This window comes from Bacteroides reticulotermitis JCM 10512, from assembly GCF_000517545.1.
Classification (GTDB): domain Bacteria; phylum Bacteroidota; class Bacteroidia; order Bacteroidales; family Bacteroidaceae; genus Bacteroides; species Bacteroides reticulotermitis.
Window position 1 is genome coordinate 97962 of sequence record NZ_BAIV01000004.1, and the last position, 25188, is coordinate 123149.

The following is a 25188-nucleotide window of genomic DNA, read 5'->3' on the forward strand; positions in this document are numbered from 1 at the left end:
AAGTTATGAAAGAGAAGAAGATCAGAGTATTTACATCAGGCAGTTTCGATTTGTTTCATATTGGACATCTCAATATCCTGGAAAAATCGGCTGCATTAGGTGATGAGTTGATTGTTGGTGTAAGTACGGATGAATTAATTCAACACTATAAGGGAATGCCACCTGTTATACCTTTTGAACAACGCATCCGAATTGTCTCATCAATTAAATGTGTAACTAAAGTGGTGAAGCAAGTAAAGTTAACGGAGATAGCTCAGTTACAATCCGAAGATATTGACATCGTAACGATAGGAGACGATTGGGAGAATAAATACCTAGAAGGGTTGGAATGGATGAAGCAACAACCAGAAAAAGAAGTAATTTACTTTCCGTATACCCCGGGGGTCAGTACAACTGGCATAAAGAAACATATTATAGAGAGCACAAATGAGATTATTGCTGCTGCGTTGCAACGCGAGGCTGAGTTGGATTATAACTGGCCGGAAGACGAGAAAAAATAACTGAGGTAGAAGTAAAATCTTTGTATGATGAAAATTTCTTTATTGATATCCACCTATAACTGGGAGAGGGCATTGGAGCTTTGTTTGTACAGCGTATTTGCACAAACAGTAAAGCCTGATGAAATCTTGATTGCCGATGATGGCTCGCGTGACGAGACGCGCCAACTCATTGAGCGTCTGCGAAAAAAGGCGGATATACCCATTATACATGTGTGGCATGAGGATGATGGCTTTAGAAAAACGGTTATTTTAAATAAGACACTTCTTAAAGCTTCCCATCCTTATATTATCCAAATAGACGGTGACGTAGTTTTGGATAGAAACTTTATTGCCGACCACTTGGATTTGGCAGCGAAGGGATATTTGGTATGTGGCAGCCGTGTTCTATTGGGACGGCATTCTACCACTCGTGTCTTGCGAGGATGGGAAACCTATCCTCGTTTTTTTAAACATAGTTTAGGCTTTATGCTCAATGCTTTTCGTTCCCGAATTCTTCGCAAGTATTTGGCCGAACGCTATGCTAAGAACAGCATGTGGCGAGTTCGCGGTTGCAATATGGCCTATTGGCTTGACGATTTCTTGCGAGTAAACGGCTATAATGAGTCGTTAGAGATGTGGGGACAGGAGGATGTGGAACTTGCTTATCGTTTGGTACACTCAGGAGTGAAGAAGAAACAATTAAAAATGGGTGGAGTGGAGTTTCATCTGTACCACACACTTGCTTCGCGTGCCAATTTGCACTATCACGAAGAGGTGTTACATCAAGTTATTCGAGATAAAATAGCTTGGTGCGAGAATGGGATAGTAAAAACAAAATAAAGTGTTTTTTGTGACCCTATTGCATAGGCTAAAACGTAGTTTATGCAATAGGGTTATCAATGTGTTGACTTATTCCTTTAGCGCACCGTATGGCCCTCGTGTTAACAGATTGCCTTAAAATTAGATCGTTTTTGTTGAGATTGGTTCTAGGTCGTAATGAATGATGAAGATGATATACAATTCCTGCGAATTTAATAATTCTCTTTTCAATCCCTGCGTTAATGAGTCTGCTTGCCAATTCATTGTCTTCACGTCCCCAGCCGGTCATCTCCTCGTTGTATCCATTAACTTTTAATAGGTCTTCTCTCCAGAAAGCCATATTGCATCCTCTTACATATAGGATGTCGTTGCGACGGTACTTTTCTTGTAGAAAACTCAAAAAAGGGAGATGTATTCCGTTTAGCCTATTATGGATACCTTTAGAGTAAAGTGAAAGGTTGAAGTCTTGTGTTTTCAGAAGCTTATTGGTCATCTCTTTTTCTACTGTTACTCGGCTCCCACTGACAAAACTTCCTATTCGTGCAAAACGAATGTGGTCTTTAATGAAGTCTTTGTGAAGGATCACATCCCCGTCTATCTGGAGTATATACTCTTTACTGCTTTTTGCTATTGCTTTATTGCGAATCTGTGTAAGTCTAAATCCATTATCCTCTTGCCATACATGAATAATTGGAACGCTAGACTGTTGTTGGCTTATGTTGTTGATTAGTTCAGCTGTATCTGATCTTGAGCCATCGTCTGCAATAATTATTTCGTCAGGAAGAATCGATTGGCTTAGGACACTCTGTAAACACAAGTTTAGAGCTTCCGGCCAATTATAGGTTGGGATAATAACTGATACACTAATGTCTTTCTTCATTTTTTTAACTATTCAGTTTTATGCATCTAAAGAACTTTACAAATTTACATAAAAATATCCAATCTATGGAATTTATATTTCTTTTTAGGTCTTATAAGGTTATTTTTGGATAGATCATAGCTGACTTGTTTTCCATATTATGTAAATTTGTGCTATAATCATTTTTGAAGTAAAAAGTGGAGGGTAATACCTAATGACAAAAGAAAAAATAGCTTTAGTGGTTATTAGATATGGTGAGGATATCAATGGGGGGCAGAATACCATTGCCGAATGTTAGCAGAAAGACTTGTTGATGGCTATGATGTTGAAGTTTTGACAACGTGTGTTCGTAATTATAATACAGGAGTTAATGAGCTTCCTGCTGGCTGCGAAATATGTAATGGGGTTTTGGTCCGTCGTTTTAGTGTTGCGCCAATTGATGGGCTAAAACATAGGCAATACTCCAAGGAAGAGAAGCCTGCGCGGAAATGGAGGCGCTTTTTATTTCGCTTAGGTATCTTGAAATACTATTCTGGCATATTTCCGATATGGAGACTGAAGCGGGAAGCTGAATTAAAGTCTTTTTTAAGTTCCCCTTTTTACTCTCCTGATATGTGTAATTATGTGCGAGAAAATAAAGATCAATATAAAGTCTTTATACCTATAAATATGGCTGAATCTACAACCTATTTTACAGCAATGGAGGTACCGAGTAAGACTCTTTTGATTCCGACAATGCACAACCAAGGTGTCTTTTTTAAGGCTATTCAAACAGATGTGATGACAAGGGTTGCTTATATTGGTTTTAATACGAAAGCTGAGCAGGTGCTTGCTGAGAGAGTTTTTGGGAAAAAAATGGCTCCCCACGGCATTATTAGTGTTGGGATAGAGGTCTCTGAACCGGCTTCTTGGGAGACCACTCGAGAAAAATATAAGATTCCTTCGGATTATTTGCTATATATGGGGAGGATTGATCCGGGTAAGGTGGGAGATGTTTTTGACTACTTTGTCAGTTATAAAAAGAAGTATCCTCAGTCATTACTTCAGTTGGTAATGGTAGGGGGACTTAACTTTGAGCAAATACCCTTTTTACATAAAGATATAGTGTATACTGGTTTTGTAAGTGAGGCAGAGAAAATCTCGATATTGCAACATGCTAAAATAGTAATAAACCCTTCAAAATTTGAGAGTCTTTCTTTAATATTGCTTGAGGCAATGAATCAAGGAAAACCAATGCTTGTAAATGGTAAATGTGCTGTCTTGAGAGAACATTGTATAAGGAGTAATAATGCAGCTTTACCTTATGTCGGGAAAAAAAAGTTTATCTCTAAACTTTACAGGTTAGATATGTCTAAAAAAACGAGAGATGAAATGGGGGAAAAGGGCAAGCAATATGTGGCTTGTAATTATGATTGGGTAATTGTAATGTCTCGATTGAAGAAATGTATAATAATGTTTGATTAAGAATTATATGGAAGCGGTGAACGTAAAACGACGGATACTCTTTTTTCACTATGAGTTTCCTGGTGGCGGTGGAGAACGAGTTACTAGAGATATTGCACACTATTTGCAGTTGTTTAAATTCGAAACTTATGTGGTTACTTGTCATAAAAGAACGAATGTACCTTCAGGCATTAATGTACTGGAGTTGCCTAGTCAACATCTTAATTCCGATAAAAATGCAGATGCTATTATTCAACTGATATCTTCTTTATCAATTGATATCTTTATTATACCAGGATTTTTGCTGACACATTTGGGGCATATCAGAGACCGGACTAGTTGTAAGTTTGTTTATGTGCTTCATAATCTTCCTTTTTGGGAGGCTATTGCTAAATTGGAACGTAGGAAAAGACCTCAAAAATCATTACTAAAAACGTTGGAGTGGTATTTTCTGGGATATCCTAAAGCAGTCTGGTTTAAGCGATATAAAAAGGATTGTATTAGAAATTATGAAAAAGTTTATAATATAGTTGATGCTTATGTCGTTTTGTGTGAGGGTTATAAGGAAGAGTTAATACAAACTCTCAAACTTCCAGAAAAACATAAAGTCCATGTTATATCTAATTCTGAGGGCAGAGTTGACTCTGTAAACCTGAATAAGAAGAAGCAGGTCTTGTTTGTTGGAAATTTGATCTATGAGAATAAGAGAGTGGACAGATTACTGGATATCTGGGAAATGATTTATAAAAAGCTTCCTGATTGGGAGCTTGTGTTAGTTGGAGGAGGTAAAGAAAAAGAACCATTGCAAAAACGAGCCTCTCGTAAGCACTTGAAACGTGTGATTTTTGCTGGAGGTACTCAGGATGTTCGACCGTACTATCAAAATGCTTCTGTATTGTGTCTAACATCTACCTTTGAGGGTTGGCCTCTTTGTTTGACAGAAGCTCAGGCTAATGGTGTTGTTCCTATTGCTTTTAACTGCTGTGCTGGAGTTCAAAAAATATTATCCCCTTCTGGGACTAATGGAGTACTTGTTCCCCCTTTTGATAAAGTGAGATTTGCAAGTGAACTTTATGATCTGCTTACATCTCCGGATAAAATTGAACGAATGCGTGACAATGTGTTGTTGAAATCACAGGATTACGCGATGGATATTATTGGCCCCCAATGGAACGCTCTTTTAGAATCGTTGTTGATGGACTGTAACTCTAAATAGTTTTTATATGAAGTTGGTTTTTCTTTCTCATGATAGTAATCATACTGGAGGAGCTCAAAAATGCTTGGTTGATTTATTTAAGGGGTTGAAATGTAAGTATCCACACTGCGAAATTTATGTTATATTTCCGAGTGAAGGGGAACTAATTGAAACTTGTGCGCCTTATATTGATGGATATAAGGTGATTCCTATGCCTTGGTGGTTGTTGGATAATAATAGAGTTATCTCTTTTAGGAAGAAAGTTTCATTTGCTTTTAAAACTATTAAAAGAGTAATGAAAGTGGTACGCTATCTCCGGTTAATCAAGCCAGACTATGCTGTTACTAATACAATTGTATTGCCTTATTTGGCTTTGTCCTGTAAGATTTTGTCCGTAAAGCATATCTGGTTTATCCACGAGATCCCTACTACATGGGGTGATCGTAAATTCGTTTTCTCTCTGGAAGGCATATTGAAGTTTATTGATTCTTTTTCTGCAAAGGTTGTAGTACCATCCAATTTCGCAAAATCTTTTTATACACAGGCAATTAGGATAAATAAAATAGATGTAATTACTCAAGCTGTTGATCTGGATGTGAGTTGCTCTTCTGTACAGGCCGAGCATAAACGATATACGATACTTTTGGTCGGCACCTTTGATTCTAATAAGGGACAGATGGAGTTATTGCAAGCGATAAAAAGCATAGTTGATTCTGGTAGAGATATAAGTTGTTATTTGGTGGGTTCTGATGCCGGTAATCTTTCAATCTGTAAGAAGTTTATTTCCACAAATGAGCTAGAAGATAATGTCACAATCGCTCCTTTTACAAATGACATATATGCATATTACTTATTGGCTGATATACTTGTTGTTTGTTCCGGTTTTGAAACGTTTGGTCGTGTAGTGGTTGAGGCTCAGAAGTGTGGCTTACCTGCGATTCTTACTGATGTAGGAGCTAATCCAGAGCGGATACAGGATGGCGTGAATGGTTTGTTGTATGCGAAGGGAGATATTGATGACTTAGTCTGCAAAATAGAAGTTTTGAGAGATAAATGTAAGCGCGATGAATTTGTAAAGCAAGTAAAACAAATCAAACTCGAGAAGTATAGTCTTGTCAGCTTTGCTTCTCAATTCTATGATTTGTTGAAATAGAAGAACGTTTTTATTGGTTCCTATTGCGATGTTTCATATATGATTTGACTCTTTGTCCAATAATGTAGGAGCAGAACGTAACATTAGCCTGTTGAGAAGATATTTTATATAGCTCTTTTCTTCTTTGTTTTGATACTGGATAGTACTTTATATGGCGATAAAAACTACTCTTGTCTATGATTTTCTGAGCCCAATTCAGTTGAATGTTTTTATATAAGAATCCTTTGATGAAGGAGATCTCGATAATAGCGTTCCCGTTTTCATCTCCTTTGAGAGTCGTGTTTTTATCATGTTTTCTGAAATAGTTCAGTTTTTTTCTAATTTCGATTACATCTCCTTTTCTGCATTGTTCTATCCAAAAAAGCCAGTCTCCCGCATAACGCATTTTTTTGTATTCAGTCGTGATTGCAGATAGGCAATGCTCCTTTTTAAATAGAACCATGCTGGCATTATAGATTGAATTATGATGAAGTAAATGAGATTTAATGTATTCATGGCTATTAAAAATATATGAAAGCCCATCTTCTTCCCATTTGTCAAATCCTTCAAGTTTAATTGGACTACTTGTTGCATCAATAATATGTGAACCAGTATAGCAAAGCTGTGCTTCTGGGTGTGTTTCTAATGCGTTAACTGTATATTCCAGAAATAAAGGGCTGGCATAATCGTCACTTTCTGCAATCCAGATGTACTTACCTTTAGCTAGGTCTATTCCTTTTTCCCATTGAACGAAAGGGCTACCGCTATTCTCTGAATTTAATATGATATGAGAAATATGAGGATTGCTTTGATAAGATGATAGAATTTCTTGACTATCGTCTGTGGAATGGTCATCTAATAAAATAATTTCATAATTAGTAAATGTTTGTTCTAAGATGGAATCTATTCTTTGGTGGAGATACTTTTTATGATTATAATTAGGGACAATAACACTTACTGTGGTTTTGTGGTTAACTTTTATCATGCTTTTGAAATAGAATATTAATTAATGCTTGCAGTTTTCCTGATTGTTATTAATGTGTGCAAATATACAAGAGTTTTATTGTATTTCTTTGAGCGGTACATTGTTTTTTATACATTTGTTGAAATTATCGTTATTTAATTAAGTATGGAGAATACACTTCCATTAGTTTCTGTAGTCATTCCTGTTTATAACAGTGAACAGTATTTGGATAGATGTCTGCAGAGTGTTACTAATCAAAGCTATAAAAAACTAGAGATTATTGTTGTTAATGATGGTAGTGTTGATAGTTGTCCATCTATAATAAGAAAGTATGCCAAACAAGACTCTCGAGTGGTAATAATTGATAAAGAAAATGAGGGGCTTGTTGAGGTAGGAAAACTGGCGTAAGTGGTGCTCATGGCAAATATATCCAGTATTTGGATAGTGATGATGCATTGATAGAAAATGCGATTGAACTTTTGTTGGACAAGGCAGAAAGTGTACAAGCAGATATGGTTGTTGCTCCTTTTAATTTTATTGAAGAGGGGAAAAGAAGGACGTCTGATATCTTTGAGTTTGAGCTGATGTCTGGTATACAATATTTGAAACAGATACTTAAATCGGAAGCGTATTGGACTGTTTGGTCGAAATTTCATTTGCGCTCTTTGTATTTTAATAATATTGAGAGTCTTGATATTGCTTTTGGAGAGGATGTTGTGCTTTCTAGTCAATTATTAATAAATTCGGATAAGGTTGTTCCTATAGGCTCCCCTATTGTCGATTATTATGTATATCCATCCTCCATGTCTCATTGTCTTAATGATAAGGCATATCAAGATTTTGCTACCTACGTATCATGGTTTGATGACTATATCAAACGAAGAGAGCTGAGTGAAGAACTTGCTGAGGAGCTAGCTTTTTTTCATATAAAGAATACTATAACGCGTTTGCATTGGAGGAAAAATAAAGATACTGACAGAGAAATGAAACGTCTTGTGGAGGAAATACAGACCTATCCAAAGTTGACTCAAATATTATCAAGGCGCGAGAAGAAAATTGTATCTATTTATAAAGTATCAAGTTTATTGGGCTATTTGAAACTTTTATATTATAGTAAATGCGGCAAAATTTAAAGGAGAAGTATGCGAACAATTAAAAGATGGAAAAGGAGCTTATATAAGAAGCTAGTAAAATATAAAGTTATAGCCCCTAAGGTGATAGTGCTTATGGACGGTGGTATATGCTCCCAAATGTTTCAATACCTAATTGGGCGAATATTTGAGGAAAAAGGTTATAAAGTTGTGTTTGATTTGACCTTTTATAAAGAGTGGGGAAGTGATATGAATAACCATTTTGTTCGAAACTTCGATCTTTTAAAAGCGTTCCCGAACTTGAAAATGGAGATAGCTTCTGATCTAATGATCACTGTATATAAGCAGAAATATTTTAATCTGGGAAATAATACGTATGGTAAAGTTGATGACTTTTCATTTCTACAAAGAAAACCTCCTATTTATCTAGGTGGATATTATCATTTACCGTCTAGGATTTGGCTGCCGACTTTTAAATCAATATTTAAGATTTTGGCTTCTGGCTTTGATGATTCTAATCAGCGAATGTGTTCTGAAATTGGGCAGCGTCATGCTTCTGTGGCTGTGCATGTAAGGCGTGGAGACTTAAAGAATGAGATCCCGGCATATGGAAAGCCTGCGTCAGTTGAATATTTTCGGCTAGCAATTTCCTATTTGTTTGAAAATGTAGAATCTCCATTCTTTTATTTTTCTCAGATGAACCGGAATGGGTATGTACTGATTTGATACCATGTTTAAACCTTGCTTTAAGTGAAGATTGTAAGGTTGTAGATATTAATGGTTCCGATAAAGGCTACATGGATTTATTTCTTATTTCTCATTGTACACATCAAATAACAAGCAAAGGAACATTGGGGAAATATGGCGCTCTATTAAATGATAATATACGTAAAATAGTCGTATTATGTGATGATGAAATAGAATATCCATGGAAGGATATCTTTTGTAACCCAATATTTCTATAGCTGGCTTCCTCATTATTGGTTAAAGTGATAATGAGGATCTTTAATTAGGGGAGAGGGAAAAGCGTTTTCTTGATAATTTTTAGAATTTTGTTTCTCCATGATTCTTTTTTTCGTAAAAGGATATGGCCTCCATATTCTTCCTTGTTTTTGTCTCTTATTGTTATGATTTCTTCAAATGGGATGGACCATCCTTCTGGGTATAAATAGCCTGGCGATAGAGTGAGTGGTGGGTTTTTAAGAAAATATCTGTTAATATGTGATTCGTCATGCCATATTGCTACAATCTTATTGGACTTATCTATATCTACCCATGATTTAATGGTTTCACAGAGTTGTAAATATGCTTTCGTGTATCCTCCGGAAAATCCTCCAGCATAATAATGTACTCCTTCTCCTTCGGGGATATATGCTTTTGAATTGTGGCGGCGTTCATATGTAAAATCATAATTATGCGAGTTGTAGAAACCTGGGTGTATTGTTCCCACAAATTGGTTCTTTCCTTTTTGAGGGATAATTTCATGCCCAACATTTTGCTTAAAGAGCAGGTTTGCATTGCAAAAGATCAAAAAATCAGTTTCTTGTAATAACTGTTGTTTTATTTGAAGAAACATGTGGAAGCGTTTTAATGTATTATCGGGCCATCCTAAATTTTTTTGTTTTATTCGATGAATATGCTTATTATTCTCTTCGTCATACAATTTAAGGCTGTCTGTAAATACATAATATTCACGCGTGTAAGCTGGGGACTGCATGAGGTAGCGTTCTGCACTTAAATAAAAATCTTTCCAAAAAATGCTGTATTTACCTGTGCAGATGTATAATATACCAATTCTCATTATATATACTTGTATGTTAAATCTATATTTTCAACAAATATATAAAGAATTGTTTGGATAAGATTATTGTGTCTACCTTTTATTTTTCGTATTAACTCATTACATACATTTATTAGGTTTTTTATTATTTTGTCTTGATTGCTGCTTTGTTGATGATTTTGCATTGTTTATCTTTCAAAAAAACTATTTTATTTGGCTTTTCATATGCTTAGTTGTATATTTGCAGACTAAATAAAATTAACAAATGGGTTATCTGTATGTTTTTCTAACCGTTTTGTTTACCGTTTATGGCCAAATTGTTCTAAAATGGAGAATTACTGATTTAAATTGGTCGCTAAATGTGAATGATGGGGGTATGCAAATGCTGTTTTCATATTTGAAATTTTTGTTTGATCCATTAGTTTTTTCAGGATTTGCAAGTGCATTTATAGCTTCTATTTTCTGGATATTGGCCATGACTAAGTTTGATATAACTTATGCTTATCCATTTATGTCTCTTTCCCCAGCATTGGTTTTTGTTCTTGGTGTTTTTGTTCTTGGTGAACCTTTTACAATCGGGAAACTTGTAGGATTAGTCGTTATTATAATTGGTATTTATATTACAGTGAAATTATAAATATTTTGTTGAGCAGTACTAAACATATATTGATAAAAGATGGAAATCAGTGTTGTATCTCCTGTTTATAAGGCAGAAAATTTTGTCATGGAATTGGTCAGGCAAATTATTGACAATGTGGAAAGGCTGTCTTCTGATTTTGAAATTATACTAGTCAATGACGCCTCTCCTGATAAGTCGTGGCAAGAAATCTCAAAAATCTGCAAGAATGATAAACGAGTAAAAGGAATTAATCTGAGTCGTAATTTTGGGCAACATTATGCTATTACGGCTGGATTGAATTTCGCTCAAGGTGAATGGGTGGTTGTGATGGATTGTGATTTGCAAGATCGGCCAGATGAAATTCCTAATTTGTATAGACAGGCATTAGAGGTTGGGATTCTGTATTTGCTCAAAGGACAGAGCGGAAGGATTCTTTTTTTAAACGAATGTCATCAAAATGCTTTTATGCGCTATTTAGTTATTTGACAGAGACACGGCAGGATAGTAGTGTTGCTAATTTTGGGATTTATAATCGAAAGGTAGTAACTGCTATTTTATCTATGCAGGATAGCGTGCGTTATTTCCCGACAATGGCACAGTGGGTTGGATATAATAAGTATTACTTGCCGGTTCGTCACTCTGAGCGATTGGAGGGGGCTTCAAGTTACAGTATGAGGAGATTACTTAAATTGGCATTTGACAATATTATAGCTTTTTCGGATAAACCTTTAAGGTTAGTCGTGAAATTTGGCTTTATACTCTCGTTCTTGTCTCTGTGCATAGCTTCTTATTTTCTTGTAAGATATATGTTGGGTGACATTAATGTAATTGGGTTTGCGAGTCTAATCGTTTCTATTTGGTTTTTATCGGGTATGATAGTTATGTTGATTGGAATTGTGGGCATATATATAGGAAAGGTTTTCGATAACACAAAAAAAAGGCCTGTGTTTATAATAAAAGAGGAGTTGAATATATGCCAATCGAACGATTAAGCTGGGATAGTCAGTTCTTTGGAATAGAGGTCGGAAGTACTAGTCGAAAACAATTACTAGCCGTATCAGATGATGAGATTAATAAGTATGATTTGTTGTATCTTATGGAAGAGAATCCTGTAGAGGGAGATACATTTCTGTTGGATAGGAATAATCTATTAGTCGACTGTAAACTGATTTATTCAAAGCGGGTATCAAACTTAGCCTTTTTTACTCATTATGTAATAAATGAATGTAAGGATTATTGCATGGTATCTGAACAGTTATATCAGCTTGCATATCTTAGTGGGGAATACTCTCGATATAAATTAGACACAAACTTTGCTCTAGATAAGTTTGAAAAAATGTATAGGATGTGGGTTGATAATTCTATCTCTGGAGAAATGGCGGATTATTTATATTATATAGAAGACAGAGGAAGAATTTGTGCTTTTGTTACTTTGAAAATAACGTCTGAAAAAGGTGTAATTGGATTAATCGCGACTGATGAATATGCTCGTGGTAAAGGATTTGGAAAAGCGCTTGTGTTGAAATGTGAGCAGACTTTGAGATTGAAAAGAATTAGACTATTGGAGGTCGCTACACAGATCAACAATCATATAGCGTGCAAATTTTATGAAAAATGTGGCATGAGTGTGGTAGAGCGAACTTTCATCTATCATAGTTGGAAATATTAAACAGAGATTGTTATGACTAAAGTTCCATTTAATAAACCTTATTTAACCGGGAAGGAAGCGCATTATATTTACCAAGCTGTATATAGTGGTAAGATCTCAGGCAATGGTATATTTACAAAAAAATGTCAAGAGTTTTTTGAAAATCGCTACGGATTTAAGAAGTCATTATTGACAACTTCTTGCACTGATGCTTTGGAGATGTGTGCTATATTGGCTGAAATTCAGCCAGGTGATGAAGTAATAGTTCCTTCATATACTTTTGTGTCAACGGCGTTGGCCTTTGTTCGACAGGGAGCCAAGATCGTGTTTGCTGATAGTTGCCCTGATAATCCGAATATTGACGCTTCACACATTGAAGAGTTGATTACTCCTAATACAAAAGCAATTGTTCCTGTACATTATGCAGGAGTAGCTTGCGATATGGATCCTATTATGGACTTGGCTCGGAAATATAATCTTTTAGTTATTGAGGACGCTGCTCAGGCCATTGATTCCTATTATAAGGGAAGGCCTTTGGGGAGCATCGGGCATTTGGCAGCTTTTTCATTTCACGAAACCAAAAATATTATATCAGGCGAGGGAGGAATGTTGGCTATTAATGAAGAGCGTTTCATTCGTCGTGCAGAAATTATTTGGGAGAAAGGGACTAATCGTGCCGAATTTTTTCGTGGAGAAGTTAATAAGTACGGTTGGGTCGATACGGGAAGTTCTTTTTTGCCTTCAGAGGTTATTGCAGCATTCTTGTGGGCTCAATTGGAAAACCTAGAGAATATTCAACAGCGTAGGAGGGAGCTTTGGAATCGGTATAATGATGTCTTTTCAGCAGTAGTCTTACCGCGGATCACTTTACCCAATATTCCAAGTTACGCAACTAATAATGCTCATATGTACTACTTGATTTGTCAGTCGTTAGAACAGCGTACAGAATTAATCAAGAAGCTAAAGGAAAAAGGAATTCTGGCAGTATTTCATTATTTATCACTACATAGTAGTGAGTATTATCGAGATAAGCATGATGCAGAGTGTTGAGTAATGCGGATCACTTTGCCGAATGCTTGGTGCGTTTACCAATGTTTTATGAATTGACAAACGATGAGGTGGACGAAATTGCCCATCTTGTTAGCGGTTAATATAAAATTTCTGATGAAGAAGAAGCTAATTCTGCTATTTCTAGTAGCATTTGCTATTAGATCTGTGTTTTGCTTATCTTATAACATTAGTGAATTATATCCGGATGTTATAGGATATCATATGTATGCATTCAACTTGATTGATAATGGTCATTATTCGCCTTTACATTCGCCAACAGAAGATACGTTTTTTAGAGAGCCTGCCGGACCTTATATTCTGAAAACGGCCTATCAGATTGCATCCTTTTTTGATGTTGACATTTCTCCGATTTGCAATTATTCAATGACTGAATATGCAGTATTAGAATATCATCCAGAATTTTATTGGGGAAGGTTAATGTTCTCTCTAATAGACTCAGTATCGATCTGCTTCTTTTTTTTAACCCTTCTGTATTTTACTACACAAAAGAAAGCAATGATTGTTACTACAATATATTTGTTATTCTTTCCGTGCTTTTTTTTCTTGCAAACATTGTTAAGAGATTCCTTTCAAGTAAGTTTGCTGTTAATTCTCAACTATTTTTTTGTTCGTTATTTATTTAAAGGCAGTAGGTATGCTCTATTGATCGTAGGATTATTGCTTGGTATTGCTATTTTGACTTTGAAAGCATTAGCTGTTATTGGATTGGGAATCATTGTATTTATATTTTGTGCTCATAGGAAATCGTTTAAAAGGTTTTTTGTAGATGCCGTCTTGGTAACTGTTGTTTCTTGTCTGACAATAACTCCTTGGATGATAAAAGTGTATAACTCATATCCGAGCATTGATGTCTTTAAAGAACTTGGAACTTCTTTGACATTCGATTTGGGTGAATATTGTACTGCAATAAGGGTACTCCGTTTTTCCGGAGAGGTATCTGTTGATGATTCTGAGAAGATGTTAGTTGATATTTGGGCTATGGATAGCAAGAAGCAATTTGCTTTTTCATTTGATAACACATTCAAGCAACGTGCAGATTCAGTTTATGCGCTTATGGGTGATAAGAAAGAGTATTATTTAATGAGATACAATTTTAGCTCTTATTGCAGAGCAGCTGAAAATTTAATTTATCCGAATTCAATTTGGGGTATATTGCCAACCTCAGTTGTTTTTAAAATAAACACTTTTGTCTCACCACTATTTATTTTGCTAGGTATACTAGGCTTGTTGGGCTTCTTTGCCTATTTTAAGGCATACTGGAAAGGCGTGATGGTCTATACATCTTTAATGGTAACTCTTGTTTTTCTGCCTTCATTTGGGGATGAAGGTCGAAGATTGTTATTGTTTTATTCAGCATGGATTCCTTTCTCTTTATTGTTAGTTAGTAAGATGATTTTTTATTTGAGAAAAAAATGGTGGGGTATATGATTAAAAATGCTAGGATGATGTTAAGAAAATATAGTTATATAGTATTTGTTTTTATTTTGGCCTGTGCCTATCTTTTTAGCCTAACAATAGCCCCTGTAAATGCCGACTACGGATATTATGTAGGTGCGGCGAAAAGTATTGCTCATGGCTTAGTTCCATATCGGGATGTAAGTTTGGGGTATCCTCCTTTTGTTTTTTATCTTTTAAGCATCCCTTATGTGCTTTGTGGGATGGAAATCTCTCCACTTGTACCAATGTATATAGCTTTCTTTTTTAATTTGGCAAGCGGATGTTTAATATGGCAGATACTAAAAAAACTTGAAGTTAATAAAATAACAAGGCAATATACAATTATATTATATATAATATACCTTTACTCAGTAGAGTCTGTTTTTCTAGGATTGGAACCTTTTGCTACTTTTTGGGGATTATTGGGAACTTACATTTTACTGAGAAATAAAAAACATCTAGGAATAGCTGGACTTTGCTTAACGTTGGCCTTCTTGTGCAAGCAATATGCATTGTTATATGCACCAGTTTATGTTTTGCTGATTTTATTATTAAGGTTAGATCAAACAATAAAAGAAAGGCTTTTGGCGGTTTTTCAGGTCGCTTTGTGGTCGTTTATTTCCGTTCTGATTGTTCATTTGTTTTTTGTGTATTTTACAGGACAAGGAGATTATTATACTCTTTTATTGGGTACGGGGTATGGTCGAAGAAGCTTTCTAGGAGTTATTGATGTGCTTCAGAAAAGATTCTTTCATATGTTTTTTATTGTGTTGCTGATTCCGATTATTTGGAGAAAGGCCAATCAATGGGATAGGAGAAGAATGATTTTTCTGGTTTTTTCTATATTCTTTCTGTTATTGCAAAATTACTATGACACCTCACCCCACTATTTAATTTTTATAGTTCCTTATATTGTGATATTGAATGCGATTGTGATTCGAAATATTTCATCTACTTGGTTCCGTATTTCGTTTTACTGGATAGTTTTACTTTTTGCTGTTCTTTTTTTTAAAAGGGCTACAGAGGATTATCAGATAGTACGAAAAAATGAGAATAATCTTCGTGAATTAACTAGAAATCAACAGCTTGATGTCGTTGGATTTTTGCAAGAGGTGATTCCACCTAAGTCAAAAACGGTTGTGGCACGCCAATGGAACTATCTTGTTACTCCTCACCTTTATGGGTTAGTTAATATTGCCCCTGTCAATTATCGGAACACGCGTTTTGGCTTCGAAGATGATTCTCAGCTAATTGAACAAGTTAAGGATGCGAATGTACTAATCATTGAAACTTCTCATCCTTTGTATGATGAGTACCTCAATCAAATAAAGTCGCCATGCCAATCTTATTCGTACAAGAATGTGCGTGTTTTTCTATATCCCTAATTGCTATTTTGCTTCTCAATACTCTCATGAATAATCAATGTGAAAAGTGATGAATGGTTAATATACTAAATTATAAGGATTCCGATCTACAGTTTATATGTTAAATATCGTGCATGTGACTATGCATAAGCTTTTTGAAATCGTGTTGACTGGTAGAATTGAATTTTACTTTGTTTGTAGAGGTAGTGAATGTGTATTTAATATAAATAACAGACATAATATTTATAACACAGTTGAAGTGAATCATTGGCGCATGGAAACTCGCCTCACATCCTCTCGGAATAGAAAGGTAAGTTAAGTGTTAGAAAAAGGCCATAAAAACGGTATTGTGTATATTATGCTTTGAGGAAATATTGAAAATTTGATTCATTTGCCAGTGTCTTATGTCGTCGTCGAAGTTTATTTGGACGAATTAATTATCTTTGCTAAAAATATGAGTGACATGAAATTGAAAGTGAAATTTGTAGATTTTTGGGATGGCTTTGATGAACATTATAATACTTTCGTTAATGTTCTATCTGAGAAATATGAAATCGAAATTTGTGATCATCCTGATTACTTAATATATTCGACTTTTGGATATAAGAACTTAAAGTACGAAAATTGTGTTAAGATATTTTATACGGGTGAAAATATAACTCCAGACTTTAATCTTTGTGATTATGCGATTGGCTTTGATATAATGGAATTCGGAGATCGCTATATGCGCCTACCATTATATGCCTTATATGGTATTGAAGAGTTGCGTAAACCTAAAGTCTTTAATTCACAGGAAGCTCTGAATCGGAAATTCTGTAGTTTTGTTGTCTCTAATGGAGCTGATGCTCCTGAAAGGACCCGTTTCTTTCATTTACTTTCAGAATATAAGCAGGTAGATTCAGGAGGAGCATATGAGAATAATGTTGGTGGGCGAGTTGTTGATAAGAAATTTTTTATTTCTAACTATAAATTCAATATTGCTTTTGAAAATAGTGCTAAAGACGGATATACTACAGAGAAAATTATGGAGCCGATGTTGGTAAACTCTCTGCCGATATATTGGGGAAACAGATTGGTTGAGTTGGATTTTAATCCTAATTCTTTTATTAATGCTGCAGATTACCCATCTTTAGAAGCTTTGGTAGAATATATCGTTGAGTTGGACACAAATGATGATAAATATCTGTCAATTTTGTCAAGACCTTGGCTTAACAAAAGTAATTATTTGGATTGGCAAGAAAGGCTTTTTAGCTTCTTTGAGAATGTTTTCAATAAACCATTGAATGAACAGAAATATTTATCACCTTATGGGTACGGTAAGCTATATAGAAGAAGATTAATGGAAATGTATATTGCGAAAAGAAAATTGAAAAAATGGAAAATGGTTTGTAACCCTTGTCGTTGGTTTAGATGACTTTTTTGAGTTTGCATTCTAATTAGTTTATAACAATGCCATCGGTTATGATGAGGTATGGTGAAATAAGCATCTCTTCTCTCAAGAGCGAATCCTTTGCTGCGTTTAGGATGACAGAAGCTTTATCATAATTTGAACATACTGTGCACTTGTATTTCCTTTGCATAAAGTCGATGAATTCAAATTCGTTGATAAGGATAGGGCAGAAAAAGCTTCTTCATATGCGTTTATTCACCTGATATTTCTAAGTCATAGCAAAGGGCTGTCCTAAAATTGGATAGCCCCTTGATGTTATATGAGATCTATATGCTAGTTGGGTTCTGCATAGAGCTGGTATTCTTCATGTCCTTCATGTTTGATTAATGCGATTTTTGATTTTGGTGTTATCCAAATGCATAGAGGATGTGTGTTTTTTTCTTTATGCACGAATAAATCATTGTATTTTTCCAGAAGCGTATCATCGGTTTCGTCATATTCGGATTGGACAGAATATAAAGAGTATATATAATCAATGAAAGCCCTTTTACTCTTTTCAAGAAATGCTTCTCTATCGTTCTTCTTTTTGTCGCGAAGCATGACGGTAACTGATGGCACACCTTCGTGCATATCTTCATCGGTGGAAAAATCTATTCGTCACATAAAACATCTAGATATGCTGTGCTGGAACCAATAGGGCCATTTATGTCTTTCCAATTGTAGGTTAAGAAATCTTTGGTATTTGTTATCTCTATTTCTGTTGTGTCGCTATAAATAATCTCGTTATTCTTATATCCTAATATGTAGGTTTGATATGTGCCGGGAAGATAAAAATGATGTCCCCATTGTTGTGTAAATCGGGTACTGTGTCCCGTTTGCTCTAATACTTTCATGCGACCTTCTATGTTTGAGACTGTCCATGTGATTGAATCATAAACATACTCTAATGACCACAACATAAAAAAATCATCAGGGAATAGGCTAAATGTTGCACGCTCAAATATGTTTCTTTGTGTCTCCTCGATCACTAATTTTAATGGGATAATTTCTACTACATTGTCATTTTCCTCGGGATCATCCGGGAATAGATTACTATCTGTGTTTGAACAAGACGAAATAAGCAGTAAGGTCGCTAAGGCGTAGAACAGGTTTTTCATATCTATTGAGTTTGGTTATTAATTCTAGTTTCTAACGTCTATTTGTACAAATATAAATAAAATATGATTATATTGTATATAGAACGTAGAGAATTAAAGAATTAATTTTTGATGTCATTGTTTTATAATAATTATCTTTGCGTAATAGGTTTAATAGAATGCTAACTTTGCCAAGAAATCCTTTGCAAGATAACTGTTGGCGACCAGTGATGTGTCATATAGACTAGAACAAACACCCCACATTGCAATGAAGATTAAAAGAATAATACGGCTAGGCTCTTTTTTGATGGCTTTAACAATCAACGCTTTCGGACAGTCTACTTGTAATGAGGTTGACAGCTTGAAGCTAAGTCAGTGTATGGATCGAGTGAATGAAGTCAACAGCCTGACGCTGACAAAGGTGCATCTGAATGCTTATTGGATTGATCGGGCGAATGAGGAAAACGGTTGGAAGTTCGATAACGAAGGTGGATTCTTCGACGATCACTCTTGGTATGTATACATCGACCGCCAAGGGCGGATACGAAAATACACCGAAACGGATTGGTGCGAATATGTTAGCAAAGTAAATGTGCACTATTACGATCAAGCGGGTAATCTGTGCCATACCATCCAGCGGGAAAACGTAAGTGAGGAGTCCGAGGAAGATAGTTTCGATTATAACGGATATGCCTATATGCTCAAAGGCAATGTCGTCTTTGCCGAACTGAAATATGTTGATAAGGAAAGACCGGAGAAAAGTTACGAGCAGATTGTCAGAAATGGACGGGTAGCCGACTTGCCGAAAGAAGCGGATCTGCCTTTGACTACGAAAATTCTGATGGAACGATTTGGACTTCCGTATTCCGGGATCGACCTTCCGCAAGGTTGCCCTCGGGTGCGATTCGTTACGGACTATAAGGGTAGTGGTGAAGATGCGCTTACATTAACGAAGCGCAACAACATCAAGGTTTATGCCGGACCGGGAGTGAAATACCCGGTGTTGAACGAACTGAATGCAGGCTATTGGAAGAGAATCGGACGGACGGACCGAAAAGAAGAAATACCGGGTCTTGGCGCGCATCATTGGTATGAGGTTTTGCCGGGCGAATACATATTCGGTGCTTTTCTGGAGCCAGTAGAAATAGTGGTTGAATGAAGATAGGCGGCAAGTCTATCGACGAGGTACGATATAATTAATATGAATGATAAAGTAACATACAAAAATAGGCTTTTAAATCTATTCGCTGCCATGCTGTTTCTGTTTGGAAGCCAGATGGCTGTGGGGCAAACAATGGGGAATGTATCGATCAACGGGTTGGTCTTGTCGAAAGACAAATGTCCGTTGCCCGATGTTAGGGTACATGTGGCCGATTCGGAGATAGAAGTCCGCACCGATTCGGAGGGTCGATTCTCTTTCGACTGCCCTTTGGAAAGCTGTCTGACGTTCTGGTCCGACTCAATAAGAAGGTACGATAAATCTGTTTGCAAGCTAATGCGAAAGCCGGGTATCATCGAGCCGGAATATACATTTATCCTTGATTATAAAACGGAGCAAAGATGCAAGGCGAGGAGACTTCTCAATAAGGTGATGCTTAAGAAGTCCTCGCAGACACACTATCTCATCGATGCTGTTGCTCAATATAATATCCATATTCGGGCAATTACATTAAAGTTACTGGAACGTTATGCGGACAGAAAAAGCCGGATAGGCTTCATTATAGACGGTAACTACTATGATTTGTCAGCCGATGGCAACGAGCGGTTCCCGGAGGCGGATTTGGTTCTGACAGATGGCGCCGATGAACAAACAGACAACGTTGAGCATCATCGTTTCAGCTTTGACGATTTCGATACCGTACTCGTTTATTCCAACCAATGGAACTCCAGCTGCTTGTTTCTTTTAGTGCGGGCCGACAGTGAGCGGCGGAGGTAGACGCGAATTATCTCGAGGAAGCAAGCGCTTTTCGAGGAAAATAAAGAATCTAAAACCAATAATTATTATTTTATAATAATTATCTTTGCGTAATAAGCATGAACGAATGGCAACTATGGTAAGAAATCCTTTTATTACGAGCGGATATATATCTGCCGATTATTTTTGTGACCGCCGTTTTGAGAGTGAACGATTCATTCGGGAAGTGGTGAATGGCAATAATCTGGCCCTTGTGTCTACCCGAAGAATGGGGAAGACCGGGTTGATTCGGCATTGCTTTCAGTATCCGGAAATCCGGAAGAACTATTATACCTTCTTTATCGACATATACGACAGCCGATCGCTGCGTGATTTGGTATTTGCGCTTAGCAAAGAAATACTGGAGGGGCTTAAGCCGCCGGAAAGAAGGCGTTGCAAAGCTTTTGGGAATGCGTGAAATCGTTGCAGGCCAGCATCTCTTTCGACGTCAACGGTATGCCCTCTTTGAATTTAGGGCTGGGAGATATACAGACTCCGGCAAATACATTAGACGAAATCTTTCGCTACCTGGAGCGGGCGGATAAACCCTGCTTGGTTGCGATCGACGAGTTTCAGCAAATTACCGGCTATGTAGAAGAGAATGTAGAGGCAACTCTGCGTACGTATGTGCAACACTGCAACAATGCCCGTTTTGTATTTGCAGGTAGCCAGCGGCATGTGATGGGAAATATGTTCCTGACCCCCTCACGACCTTTCTATCAGAGCGTATCGATGATGCATCTGGAAAGCATTCCACTCGAAGAATACATCCTTTTTGCCCGTTCGCACTTTGAACGTAACGGCAAGGCTATTGAAGTGGAAGCGGTTGCTCAGATTTATCAGGAGTTTGAAGGTGTAACCTGGTATATACAAAAAGTGCTGAATACGCTTTTCGACATGACCCCCGCGCAAGGAACATGCACGCCGGACATGGTTCCCGAAGCTCCGGGAGATTGTCGATTCGTTCAGGTATACGTATTCGGAAATACTTTTCCGTCTCCCCGAGAAGCAGAAGGAATTGCTCATTGCGATTACGAAAGAAGGGAAAGCCAAAGCCCTCACCTCCGGTGCTTTTATTAAGAAGTATCGATTAGCCTCTGCCAGTTCGGTGCAAGCGGCACTGAAAGGCCTGTTGGATAAAGACTTCGTCACGCAGGAAATGAACGTTTATCAGATATACGATCGTTTTCTGGGTATTTGGTTGCGGGAAAATTATTGATTATTCGCCCTCCCTCCTATAAGAATTTTTTTTCTTGGTCTCATGGTCTCATCTTTTTGAAGTAATATGCTCTGTATTAAATAAATAGAGAATGAGAGATACTTTTCAAACAGGGTATCTCTCATCTTTTTCTCGATTAAAACGCCTTAATTTAAGGTATCTCTCATCTTTTTTGAGTTATCTCTCATAGTGTCCCGGACAGGCTACATAGATTGGCTGTGTGTAAAGGCCGATATTCTCTATATACCCCAGTCGTTTCAACCGCTGAATATGTCGGGCTGCCATGCTTCGGGTGAAGTGGCAGAGCGATTGCATGGCGGAGCGGGTCAATACCGGGTGCGTGGTAAAGTAAGCCGTTAGCTTCTGATCGATTTCCGCTTCGGAGAGAGATGCCGAGTGAGGCTTTAGTTTGGAACGTTGCAGGTGCATGTTGGCAAGCTTGCTTCTCAGCTTTTTGTCCGTTTGGAAGCTGACCGATTTGTATTTCACCTTATTCGCCCGCGCAGTTGTTGAGTGTATCGGCTCAGTGGCTTGTAGCGTGACTTGAAAATAGCCGATTCCATCCAGATGCACCCTTCTGCCTTCGCGTAGATGATGCTCCATGCACTGGCTTAATTCCATTAGCATACCCTCTACTTCGGATTTACCGTAGGTCGTTGCCGCGTGAATCTCTGCGGCAAGCTCTTGGGTACTGATACTTTGTGAATTGATTACTCGGGGATGGTAACAGGCCTCTCCCTCTTCTTCATCCTGAACAGGATTCTTGTAGAATTCAAACTGTACTGCCATATTAATTTCAATTTAGCTGTTATAAAAAAGGTTTAGTTCCTTGTACTTTACGTGTTTGGCGCTTATTTTATGTTTTTTCTGCGTCTGTTTTGTCGTCTCACCAGGGTGAGCAGGCTTACTTACCTTCGTGCGTTGATTTAAGCACCTAGGTGCGTCAACTTTGTTAACCCGGGTCAGGCAATAAAGAAGACCTACAAATATACGAAAAGAATGGATAAAAAAGTAATTTTGTCTATTTATTTATGTTTAAATGACGATGTAATTTACTACTAATGCGGTAGTTTGATTTTGACATGATACCCGTTTCTATTTGAATGAGAGATACCTTAAAAATGATGAGAGATAAGATGAAAATATGCTTAAATGATGGAATAATGATGAGAGATAACCCATTCTTAAAGTATCTCTCATTCGCTATGTTGCAGTTTTATAGCTTGTTACGTATGAAATGATGAGACCATGAGACCAAAAACTTTTTTTACTTTCTGGGAGAGGTTGTATATTTCTGACAAAATTCTTGTTTTTTTAAAGTGTTTGATGTAATTTTACGTAACTAAACCGATGCCTACATCTTTGCAGGACAGAAACAGTAGGATATGAAAATTACTCAAGTAAGACACGACGACAAAGTGAACACGCTTCGTACGTTGAAGATTGAACAGCTCGTAGAGCAAATGAAAATGGAAACTAAGGCACAACTCGTCTTGAAAATGAGAGAAGTCCTGCCTCATATGTTTCCCGGTGATCAACATGAACTTGTGAAGAAGGTGCCGAGGTTATTGCCCGCAGCAGCTTTTGTCCGTAGAGACAAAGTGCCGGTGATGGCCGAATACAACGGGATTGTTATGCTACAAGTGAATAATCTGTCGGGGCCGATGGAGGCCGATATTGTTAAAGAACGAGTGAAGGAATTGCCGCAAACCTACCTTGCCTTCGTCGGCTCTTCCGGGAAGTCGGTGAAGATATGGATACGCTTTACCTATCCGAATGACCAGTTGCCTGTCACTCGCGAACAGGCGGAAATCTTTCATGCCCATGCCTATCGGCTGGCTGTGAAATGCTATCAACCGCAAGTACCGTTCGACATTGAGATTAAAGAACCCTCGTTGGAGCAGTCTTGCCGCTTGAGTTTCGATCCGGGCTTGTGGTTTAATCCCGAAGCTATGCCCATTTACCTGAAGCAGCCAACGGCTATGCCTGGTGAAACCACTTACCGCGAACGAGTTCAGGCCGAAACCTCACCTTTGCAGCGACTGGCTCCCGGCTTTGAGCACAATGAGGCTCTTGCCGTTCTTTTCGAAGCGGCCTTTGACCGCGCATTGGATGAACAGAAAGGGTATAAGCCGACTGATGATATACAGTCATTGTTGATCAGGCTGTCCAAGCACTGCTTTCATGCCGGTATTCCGGCAGAAGATGCGGTTCGATGGACGCGCGCACACTATGGATTGCCTAAAGATGTTTTTCTGATTCGGGAGACGGTGAAGAATGTCTATCGAACGTGTCAAGGGTTTGCCGATCACAGCAGCTTGTTGCCCGAACAGCTGTTTATGATGCAGACGGATGAATTTATGAAGCGCCGGTATGAGTTTCGGTTCAATGTATTGACAGGATGCGCGGAATGCCGTGAGCGGAATAGTTTCAATTTCTATTTCCGGACCGTCGATAAGCGAATCTTGGCGAGCATTACCATGAATGCCCTGTACGAGGGAATTAAACTCTGGGACAAGGACGTCGTTCGTTATTTGAATTCCGATCACGTGCCTGTGTATCAACCTATCGAAGAGTTTCTTTATGGTCTTCCTCGTTGGAATGGCAAAGACCATATCAGCGACTTGGCCCAGCGGGTTCCTTGCGACAATCCCCATTGGGCGCACTTGTTTCGTCGCTGGTTTCTCAGTATGGTGGCCCATTGGCGCGGAATGGATAAAAAGCATGCGAATAGCACATCACCTATCTTAATCGGTCCGCAAACTTATCGCAAATCCACCTTTTGTCGTTTAATTCTGCCTCCGTTTCTGCAAGCGTACTACACGGATAGCATTGATTTTAGCCGAAAGCGAGATGCGGAACTTTATCTGAATCGTTTTCTACTGATTAATATGGATGAGTTCGATCAGATCAGTATAAATCAACAGGCTTTTCTCAAGCATATTCTGCAAAAGCCGGTGGTTAATACGCGGCGCCCGAATGCATCGGTGATGGAGGAGCTGCGTCGATACGCTTCATTTATCGGAACGAGTAACCACAAAGACTTGTTGACGGATACTTCCGGTAGCCGCCGCTTTATAGGTGTTGAGGTCACAGGCGTGATTGATGTTGTCCGCCCCATTGACTATGAACAACTCTATGCCCAGGCGATGGAGGCACTTTGTAGCAATGAGCGTTATTGGTTCGATTCGGAAGAGGAAGCCATCTTGACGGCAGCCAACCGGGAGTTTGAGCAGACGCCGGCCATCGAACAGTTGTTTCAGCTATATTATTGCGCCGCGGGCGAAAAAGAGGAAGGCGAATGGTTGCTTGCTGTAGATATTTTGCAACGGATTCAGCTGAACAGTAAAATGAAGTTCTCTTCCCGGCAGGTCTCTTACTTTGGACGGATATTGCAAAAACTGGGTGTAAAGTCCAATCGGAAAACGCATGGCGTCTATTATCATGTTTTGGCCTTGCCTGTTCCCGGTAAATAGGGACTTGAATCGGGAGAATCGAACTAAAAAATGGGTTGTAGGGCGCATTCGCCATAAAACGAGTTAATAAATGATGAAACTACTTTCTGTTAATCGGTTTTATTGTATATTT

22 protein-coding genes and 3 pseudogenes are annotated in these 25188 nt (G+C 37.7%); 19 read left to right on the forward strand and 6 right to left on the reverse strand.

All coding sequences use genetic code 11. The features are described from left to right. Positions 1-5 precede the first annotated feature (5 nt). Together JCM10512_RS03300 and JCM10512_RS03305 are read left to right on the forward strand one after the other, a co-directional pair. Positions 6-500: an FAD synthase family protein gene (locus JCM10512_RS03300; RefSeq protein WP_044160425.1), complete on the forward strand. Its 495-nt coding sequence runs from the start codon at positions 6-8 to the stop codon at positions 498-500. Between the two features lie 27 nt (positions 501-527). After that, the gene (locus tag JCM10512_RS03305) at positions 528-1319 is read left to right on the forward strand and encodes a glycosyltransferase family 2 protein (protein WP_044160558.1); all 792 of its coding nucleotides are present in this window, start codon (positions 528-530) and stop codon (positions 1317-1319) included. 40 nt (positions 1320-1359) lie between these two features. Here JCM10512_RS03305 and JCM10512_RS03310 read toward each other — a convergent pair whose 3' ends face one another. Further along, positions 1360-2178: a glycosyltransferase family 2 protein gene (locus JCM10512_RS03310; protein WP_148298246.1), complete on the reverse strand. Its 819-nt coding sequence runs from the start codon at positions 2176-2178 to the stop codon at positions 1360-1362. A gap of 270 nt (positions 2179-2448) precedes the next feature. Between JCM10512_RS03310 and JCM10512_RS03315 the strand changes: the two genes are divergently transcribed. From JCM10512_RS03315 to JCM10512_RS03325, 3 genes are read left to right on the forward strand one after another with little or no spacing between them, the layout of a single operon-like run. Next, complete coding sequence (locus JCM10512_RS03315) at positions 2449-3621, forward strand: glycosyltransferase (protein ID WP_044160427.1); 1173 nt, start codon at positions 2449-2451, stop codon at positions 3619-3621. 7 nt (positions 3622-3628) lie between these two features. Next, positions 3629-4816 carry a glycosyltransferase gene (locus tag JCM10512_RS03320; protein ID WP_221240126.1) on the forward strand — a complete coding sequence of 396 codons (1188 nt, stop codon included), beginning with the start codon at positions 3629-3631 and terminating at the stop codon, positions 4814-4816. Between the two features lie 7 nt (positions 4817-4823). Next, a complete protein-coding gene (locus tag JCM10512_RS03325) occupies positions 4824-5948 on the forward strand; it encodes a glycosyltransferase family 4 protein (protein WP_044160428.1) in 1125 nt (374 codons plus the stop codon). A gap of 10 nt (positions 5949-5958) precedes the next feature. Here the strand turns inward: JCM10512_RS03325 and JCM10512_RS03330 are convergent, their stop codons facing one another. Further along, the gene (locus JCM10512_RS03330; RefSeq protein WP_044160429.1) at positions 5959-6912 is read right to left on the reverse strand and encodes a glycosyltransferase family 2 protein; all 954 of its coding nucleotides are present in this window, start codon (positions 6910-6912) and stop codon (positions 5959-5961) included. Between the two features lie 144 nt (positions 6913-7056). Between JCM10512_RS03330 and JCM10512_RS23350 the strand changes: the two genes are divergently transcribed. The 3 genes and pseudogenes from JCM10512_RS23350 to JCM10512_RS03340 all read left to right on the forward strand — a co-directional run bounded on the left by JCM10512_RS23350 (position 7057) and on the right by JCM10512_RS03340 (position 8947). Continuing rightward, a complete protein-coding gene (locus JCM10512_RS23350; RefSeq protein WP_244436864.1) occupies positions 7057-7299 on the forward strand; it encodes a glycosyltransferase family 2 protein in 243 nt (80 codons plus the stop codon). Between the two features lie 29 nt (positions 7300-7328). Beyond that, on the forward strand, positions 7329-8024 hold the full coding sequence (locus JCM10512_RS03335) for a glycosyltransferase family protein (protein ID WP_244436866.1): 696 nt from the start codon (positions 7329-7331) through the stop codon (positions 8022-8024). Positions 8025-8033: 9 nt separating this feature from the next. Continuing rightward, positions 8034-8947: pseudogene (locus JCM10512_RS03340) on the forward strand (alpha-1,2-fucosyltransferase). A 44-nt stretch (positions 8948-8991) separates the two neighbouring features. On the opposite strand, the gene JCM10512_RS03345 reads toward JCM10512_RS03340, so the two are convergent. Next, positions 8992-9783 carry a family 6 glucosyltransferase gene (locus tag JCM10512_RS03345; RefSeq protein ID WP_044160430.1) on the reverse strand — a complete coding sequence of 264 codons (792 nt, stop codon included), beginning with the start codon at positions 9781-9783 and terminating at the stop codon, positions 8992-8994. Between the two features lie 244 nt (positions 9784-10027). Here JCM10512_RS03345 and JCM10512_RS03350 point away from each other — a divergent pair, with 244 nt between their 5' ends. The 7 genes and pseudogenes from JCM10512_RS03350 (at position 10028) to JCM10512_RS03380 (ending at position 17315) form a co-directional block, all read left to right on the forward strand. Then, positions 10028-10399 (forward strand): EamA family transporter, encoded by a 372-nt coding sequence (locus JCM10512_RS03350; RefSeq protein WP_044160431.1) that lies wholly within the window; start codon positions 10028-10030, stop codon positions 10397-10399. Between the two features lie 39 nt (positions 10400-10438). Then, positions 10439-10867 (forward strand): glycosyltransferase, encoded by a 429-nt coding sequence (locus JCM10512_RS23015; protein ID WP_200869088.1) that lies wholly within the window; start codon positions 10439-10441, stop codon positions 10865-10867. A 487-nt stretch (positions 10868-11354) separates the two neighbouring features. Continuing rightward, on the forward strand, positions 11355-12050 hold the full coding sequence (locus JCM10512_RS03360) for a GNAT family N-acetyltransferase (RefSeq protein ID WP_044160432.1): 696 nt from the start codon (positions 11355-11357) through the stop codon (positions 12048-12050). Between the two features lie 12 nt (positions 12051-12062). Next, positions 12063-13180, forward strand: a pseudogene (gene rffA / locus JCM10512_RS03365) (dTDP-4-amino-4,6-dideoxygalactose transaminase). A 13-nt stretch (positions 13181-13193) separates the two neighbouring features. Then, positions 13194-14528 (forward strand): glycosyltransferase family 39 protein, encoded by a 1335-nt coding sequence (locus tag JCM10512_RS03370; RefSeq protein WP_158332177.1) that lies wholly within the window; start codon positions 13194-13196, stop codon positions 14526-14528. Further along, positions 14525-15922 carry an ArnT family glycosyltransferase gene (locus JCM10512_RS03375; protein ID WP_044160434.1) on the forward strand — a complete coding sequence of 466 codons (1398 nt, stop codon included), beginning with the start codon at positions 14525-14527 and terminating at the stop codon, positions 15920-15922. The genes JCM10512_RS03370 and JCM10512_RS03375 overlap by 4 nt, the downstream gene beginning before the upstream one ends. A 433-nt stretch (positions 15923-16355) precedes the next feature. Then, positions 16356-17315, forward strand: coding sequence for a glycosyltransferase family 10 domain-containing protein (locus JCM10512_RS03380; RefSeq protein ID WP_244436868.1), 960 nt, complete (start codon positions 16356-16358; stop codon positions 17313-17315). 309 nt (positions 17316-17624) lie between these two features. Here JCM10512_RS03380 and JCM10512_RS23355 read toward each other — a convergent pair whose 3' ends face one another. Together JCM10512_RS23355 and JCM10512_RS23360 are read right to left on the reverse strand one after the other, a co-directional pair. Next, entirely contained in the window at positions 17625-17921 is a 297-nt protein-coding gene (locus JCM10512_RS23355; protein WP_244436871.1) for a hypothetical protein, read from the reverse strand. A gap of 20 nt (positions 17922-17941) precedes the next feature. Beyond that, positions 17942-18448, reverse strand: a complete 507-nt coding sequence (locus JCM10512_RS23360) for a hypothetical protein (RefSeq protein ID WP_244436873.1) — start codon at positions 18446-18448, stop codon at positions 17942-17944. A gap of 247 nt (positions 18449-18695) precedes the next feature. Here JCM10512_RS23360 and JCM10512_RS03390 point away from each other — a divergent pair, with 247 nt between their 5' ends. From JCM10512_RS03390 to JCM10512_RS03400, 3 genes and pseudogenes are all read left to right on the forward strand, one after another. After that, positions 18696-19586 (forward strand): hypothetical protein, encoded by an 891-nt coding sequence (locus tag JCM10512_RS03390; protein ID WP_148298247.1) that lies wholly within the window; start codon positions 18696-18698, stop codon positions 19584-19586. A gap of 42 nt (positions 19587-19628) precedes the next feature. After that, a complete protein-coding gene (locus JCM10512_RS03395) occupies positions 19629-20363 on the forward strand; it encodes a carboxypeptidase-like regulatory domain-containing protein (RefSeq protein ID WP_148298248.1) in 735 nt (244 codons plus the stop codon). 106 nt (positions 20364-20469) lie between these two features. Next, a pseudogene (locus tag JCM10512_RS03400) lies at positions 20470-21600 on the forward strand (AAA family ATPase). A gap of 177 nt (positions 21601-21777) precedes the next feature. Here the strand turns inward: JCM10512_RS03400 and JCM10512_RS03405 are convergent. After that, positions 21778-22389: an HU family DNA-binding protein gene (locus tag JCM10512_RS03405; RefSeq protein ID WP_044160437.1), complete on the reverse strand. Its 612-nt coding sequence runs from the start codon at positions 22387-22389 to the stop codon at positions 21778-21780. Positions 22390-22985: 596 nt separating this feature from the next. Here JCM10512_RS03405 and JCM10512_RS03410 point away from each other — a divergent pair. Then, a complete protein-coding gene (locus JCM10512_RS03410; RefSeq protein WP_044160438.1) occupies positions 22986-25076 on the forward strand; it encodes a BT4734/BF3469 family protein in 2091 nt (696 codons plus the stop codon). Positions 25077-25188 lie beyond the last annotated feature (112 nt).

What these genes read in the sequence shown, in the direction of transcription:
- JCM10512_RS03300 (WP_044160425.1), top strand. Translation starts at nt 6, where the DNA reads ATGAAAGAGAAGAAGATCAGAGTATTTACATCAGGCAGTTTCGATTTG.
- JCM10512_RS03305 (WP_044160558.1), top strand. Translation starts at nt 528, where the DNA reads ATGAAAATTTCTTTATTGATATCCACCTATAACTGGGAGAGGGCATTG.
- JCM10512_RS03310 (WP_148298246.1), bottom strand. Translation starts at nt 2,178, where the DNA reads ATGAAGAAAGACATTAGTGTATCAGTTATTATCCCAACCTATAATTGG.
- JCM10512_RS03315 (WP_044160427.1), top strand. Translation starts at nt 2,449, where the DNA reads ATGTTAGCAGAAAGACTTGTTGATGGCTATGATGTTGAAGTTTTGACA.
- JCM10512_RS03320 (WP_221240126.1), top strand. Translation starts at nt 3,629, where the DNA reads ATGGAAGCGGTGAACGTAAAACGACGGATACTCTTTTTTCACTATGAG.
- JCM10512_RS03325 (WP_044160428.1), top strand. Translation starts at nt 4,824, where the DNA reads ATGAAGTTGGTTTTTCTTTCTCATGATAGTAATCATACTGGAGGAGCT.
- JCM10512_RS03330 (WP_044160429.1), bottom strand. Translation starts at nt 6,912, where the DNA reads ATGATAAAAGTTAACCACAAAACCACAGTAAGTGTTATTGTCCCTAAT.
- JCM10512_RS23350 (WP_244436864.1), top strand. Translation starts at nt 7,057, where the DNA reads ATGGAGAATACACTTCCATTAGTTTCTGTAGTCATTCCTGTTTATAAC.
- JCM10512_RS03345 (WP_044160430.1), bottom strand. Translation starts at nt 9,783, where the DNA reads ATGAGAATTGGTATATTATACATCTGCACAGGTAAATACAGCATTTTT.
- JCM10512_RS03350 (WP_044160431.1), top strand. Translation starts at nt 10,028, where the DNA reads ATGGGTTATCTGTATGTTTTTCTAACCGTTTTGTTTACCGTTTATGGC.
- JCM10512_RS23015 (WP_200869088.1), top strand. Translation starts at nt 10,439, where the DNA reads ATGGAAATCAGTGTTGTATCTCCTGTTTATAAGGCAGAAAATTTTGTC.
- JCM10512_RS03360 (WP_044160432.1), top strand. Translation starts at nt 11,355, where the DNA reads ATGCCAATCGAACGATTAAGCTGGGATAGTCAGTTCTTTGGAATAGAG.
- JCM10512_RS03370 (WP_158332177.1), top strand. Translation starts at nt 13,194, where the DNA reads ATGAAGAAGAAGCTAATTCTGCTATTTCTAGTAGCATTTGCTATTAGA.
- JCM10512_RS03375 (WP_044160434.1), top strand. Translation starts at nt 14,525, where the DNA reads ATGATTAAAAATGCTAGGATGATGTTAAGAAAATATAGTTATATAGTA.
- JCM10512_RS03380 (WP_244436868.1), top strand. Translation starts at nt 16,356, where the DNA reads ATGAGTGACATGAAATTGAAAGTGAAATTTGTAGATTTTTGGGATGGC.
- JCM10512_RS23355 (WP_244436871.1), bottom strand. Translation starts at nt 17,921, where the DNA reads ATGCACGAAGGTGTGCCATCAGTTACCGTCATGCTTCGCGACAAAAAG.
- JCM10512_RS23360 (WP_244436873.1), bottom strand. Translation starts at nt 18,448, where the DNA reads ATGAAAAACCTGTTCTACGCCTTAGCGACCTTACTGCTTATTTCGTCT.
- JCM10512_RS03390 (WP_148298247.1), top strand. Translation starts at nt 18,696, where the DNA reads ATGAAGATTAAAAGAATAATACGGCTAGGCTCTTTTTTGATGGCTTTA.
- JCM10512_RS03395 (WP_148298248.1), top strand. Translation starts at nt 19,629, where the DNA reads ATGAATGATAAAGTAACATACAAAAATAGGCTTTTAAATCTATTCGCT.
- JCM10512_RS03405 (WP_044160437.1), bottom strand. Translation starts at nt 22,389, where the DNA reads ATGGCAGTACAGTTTGAATTCTACAAGAATCCTGTTCAGGATGAAGAA.
- JCM10512_RS03410 (WP_044160438.1), top strand. Translation starts at nt 22,986, where the DNA reads ATGAAAATTACTCAAGTAAGACACGACGACAAAGTGAACACGCTTCGT.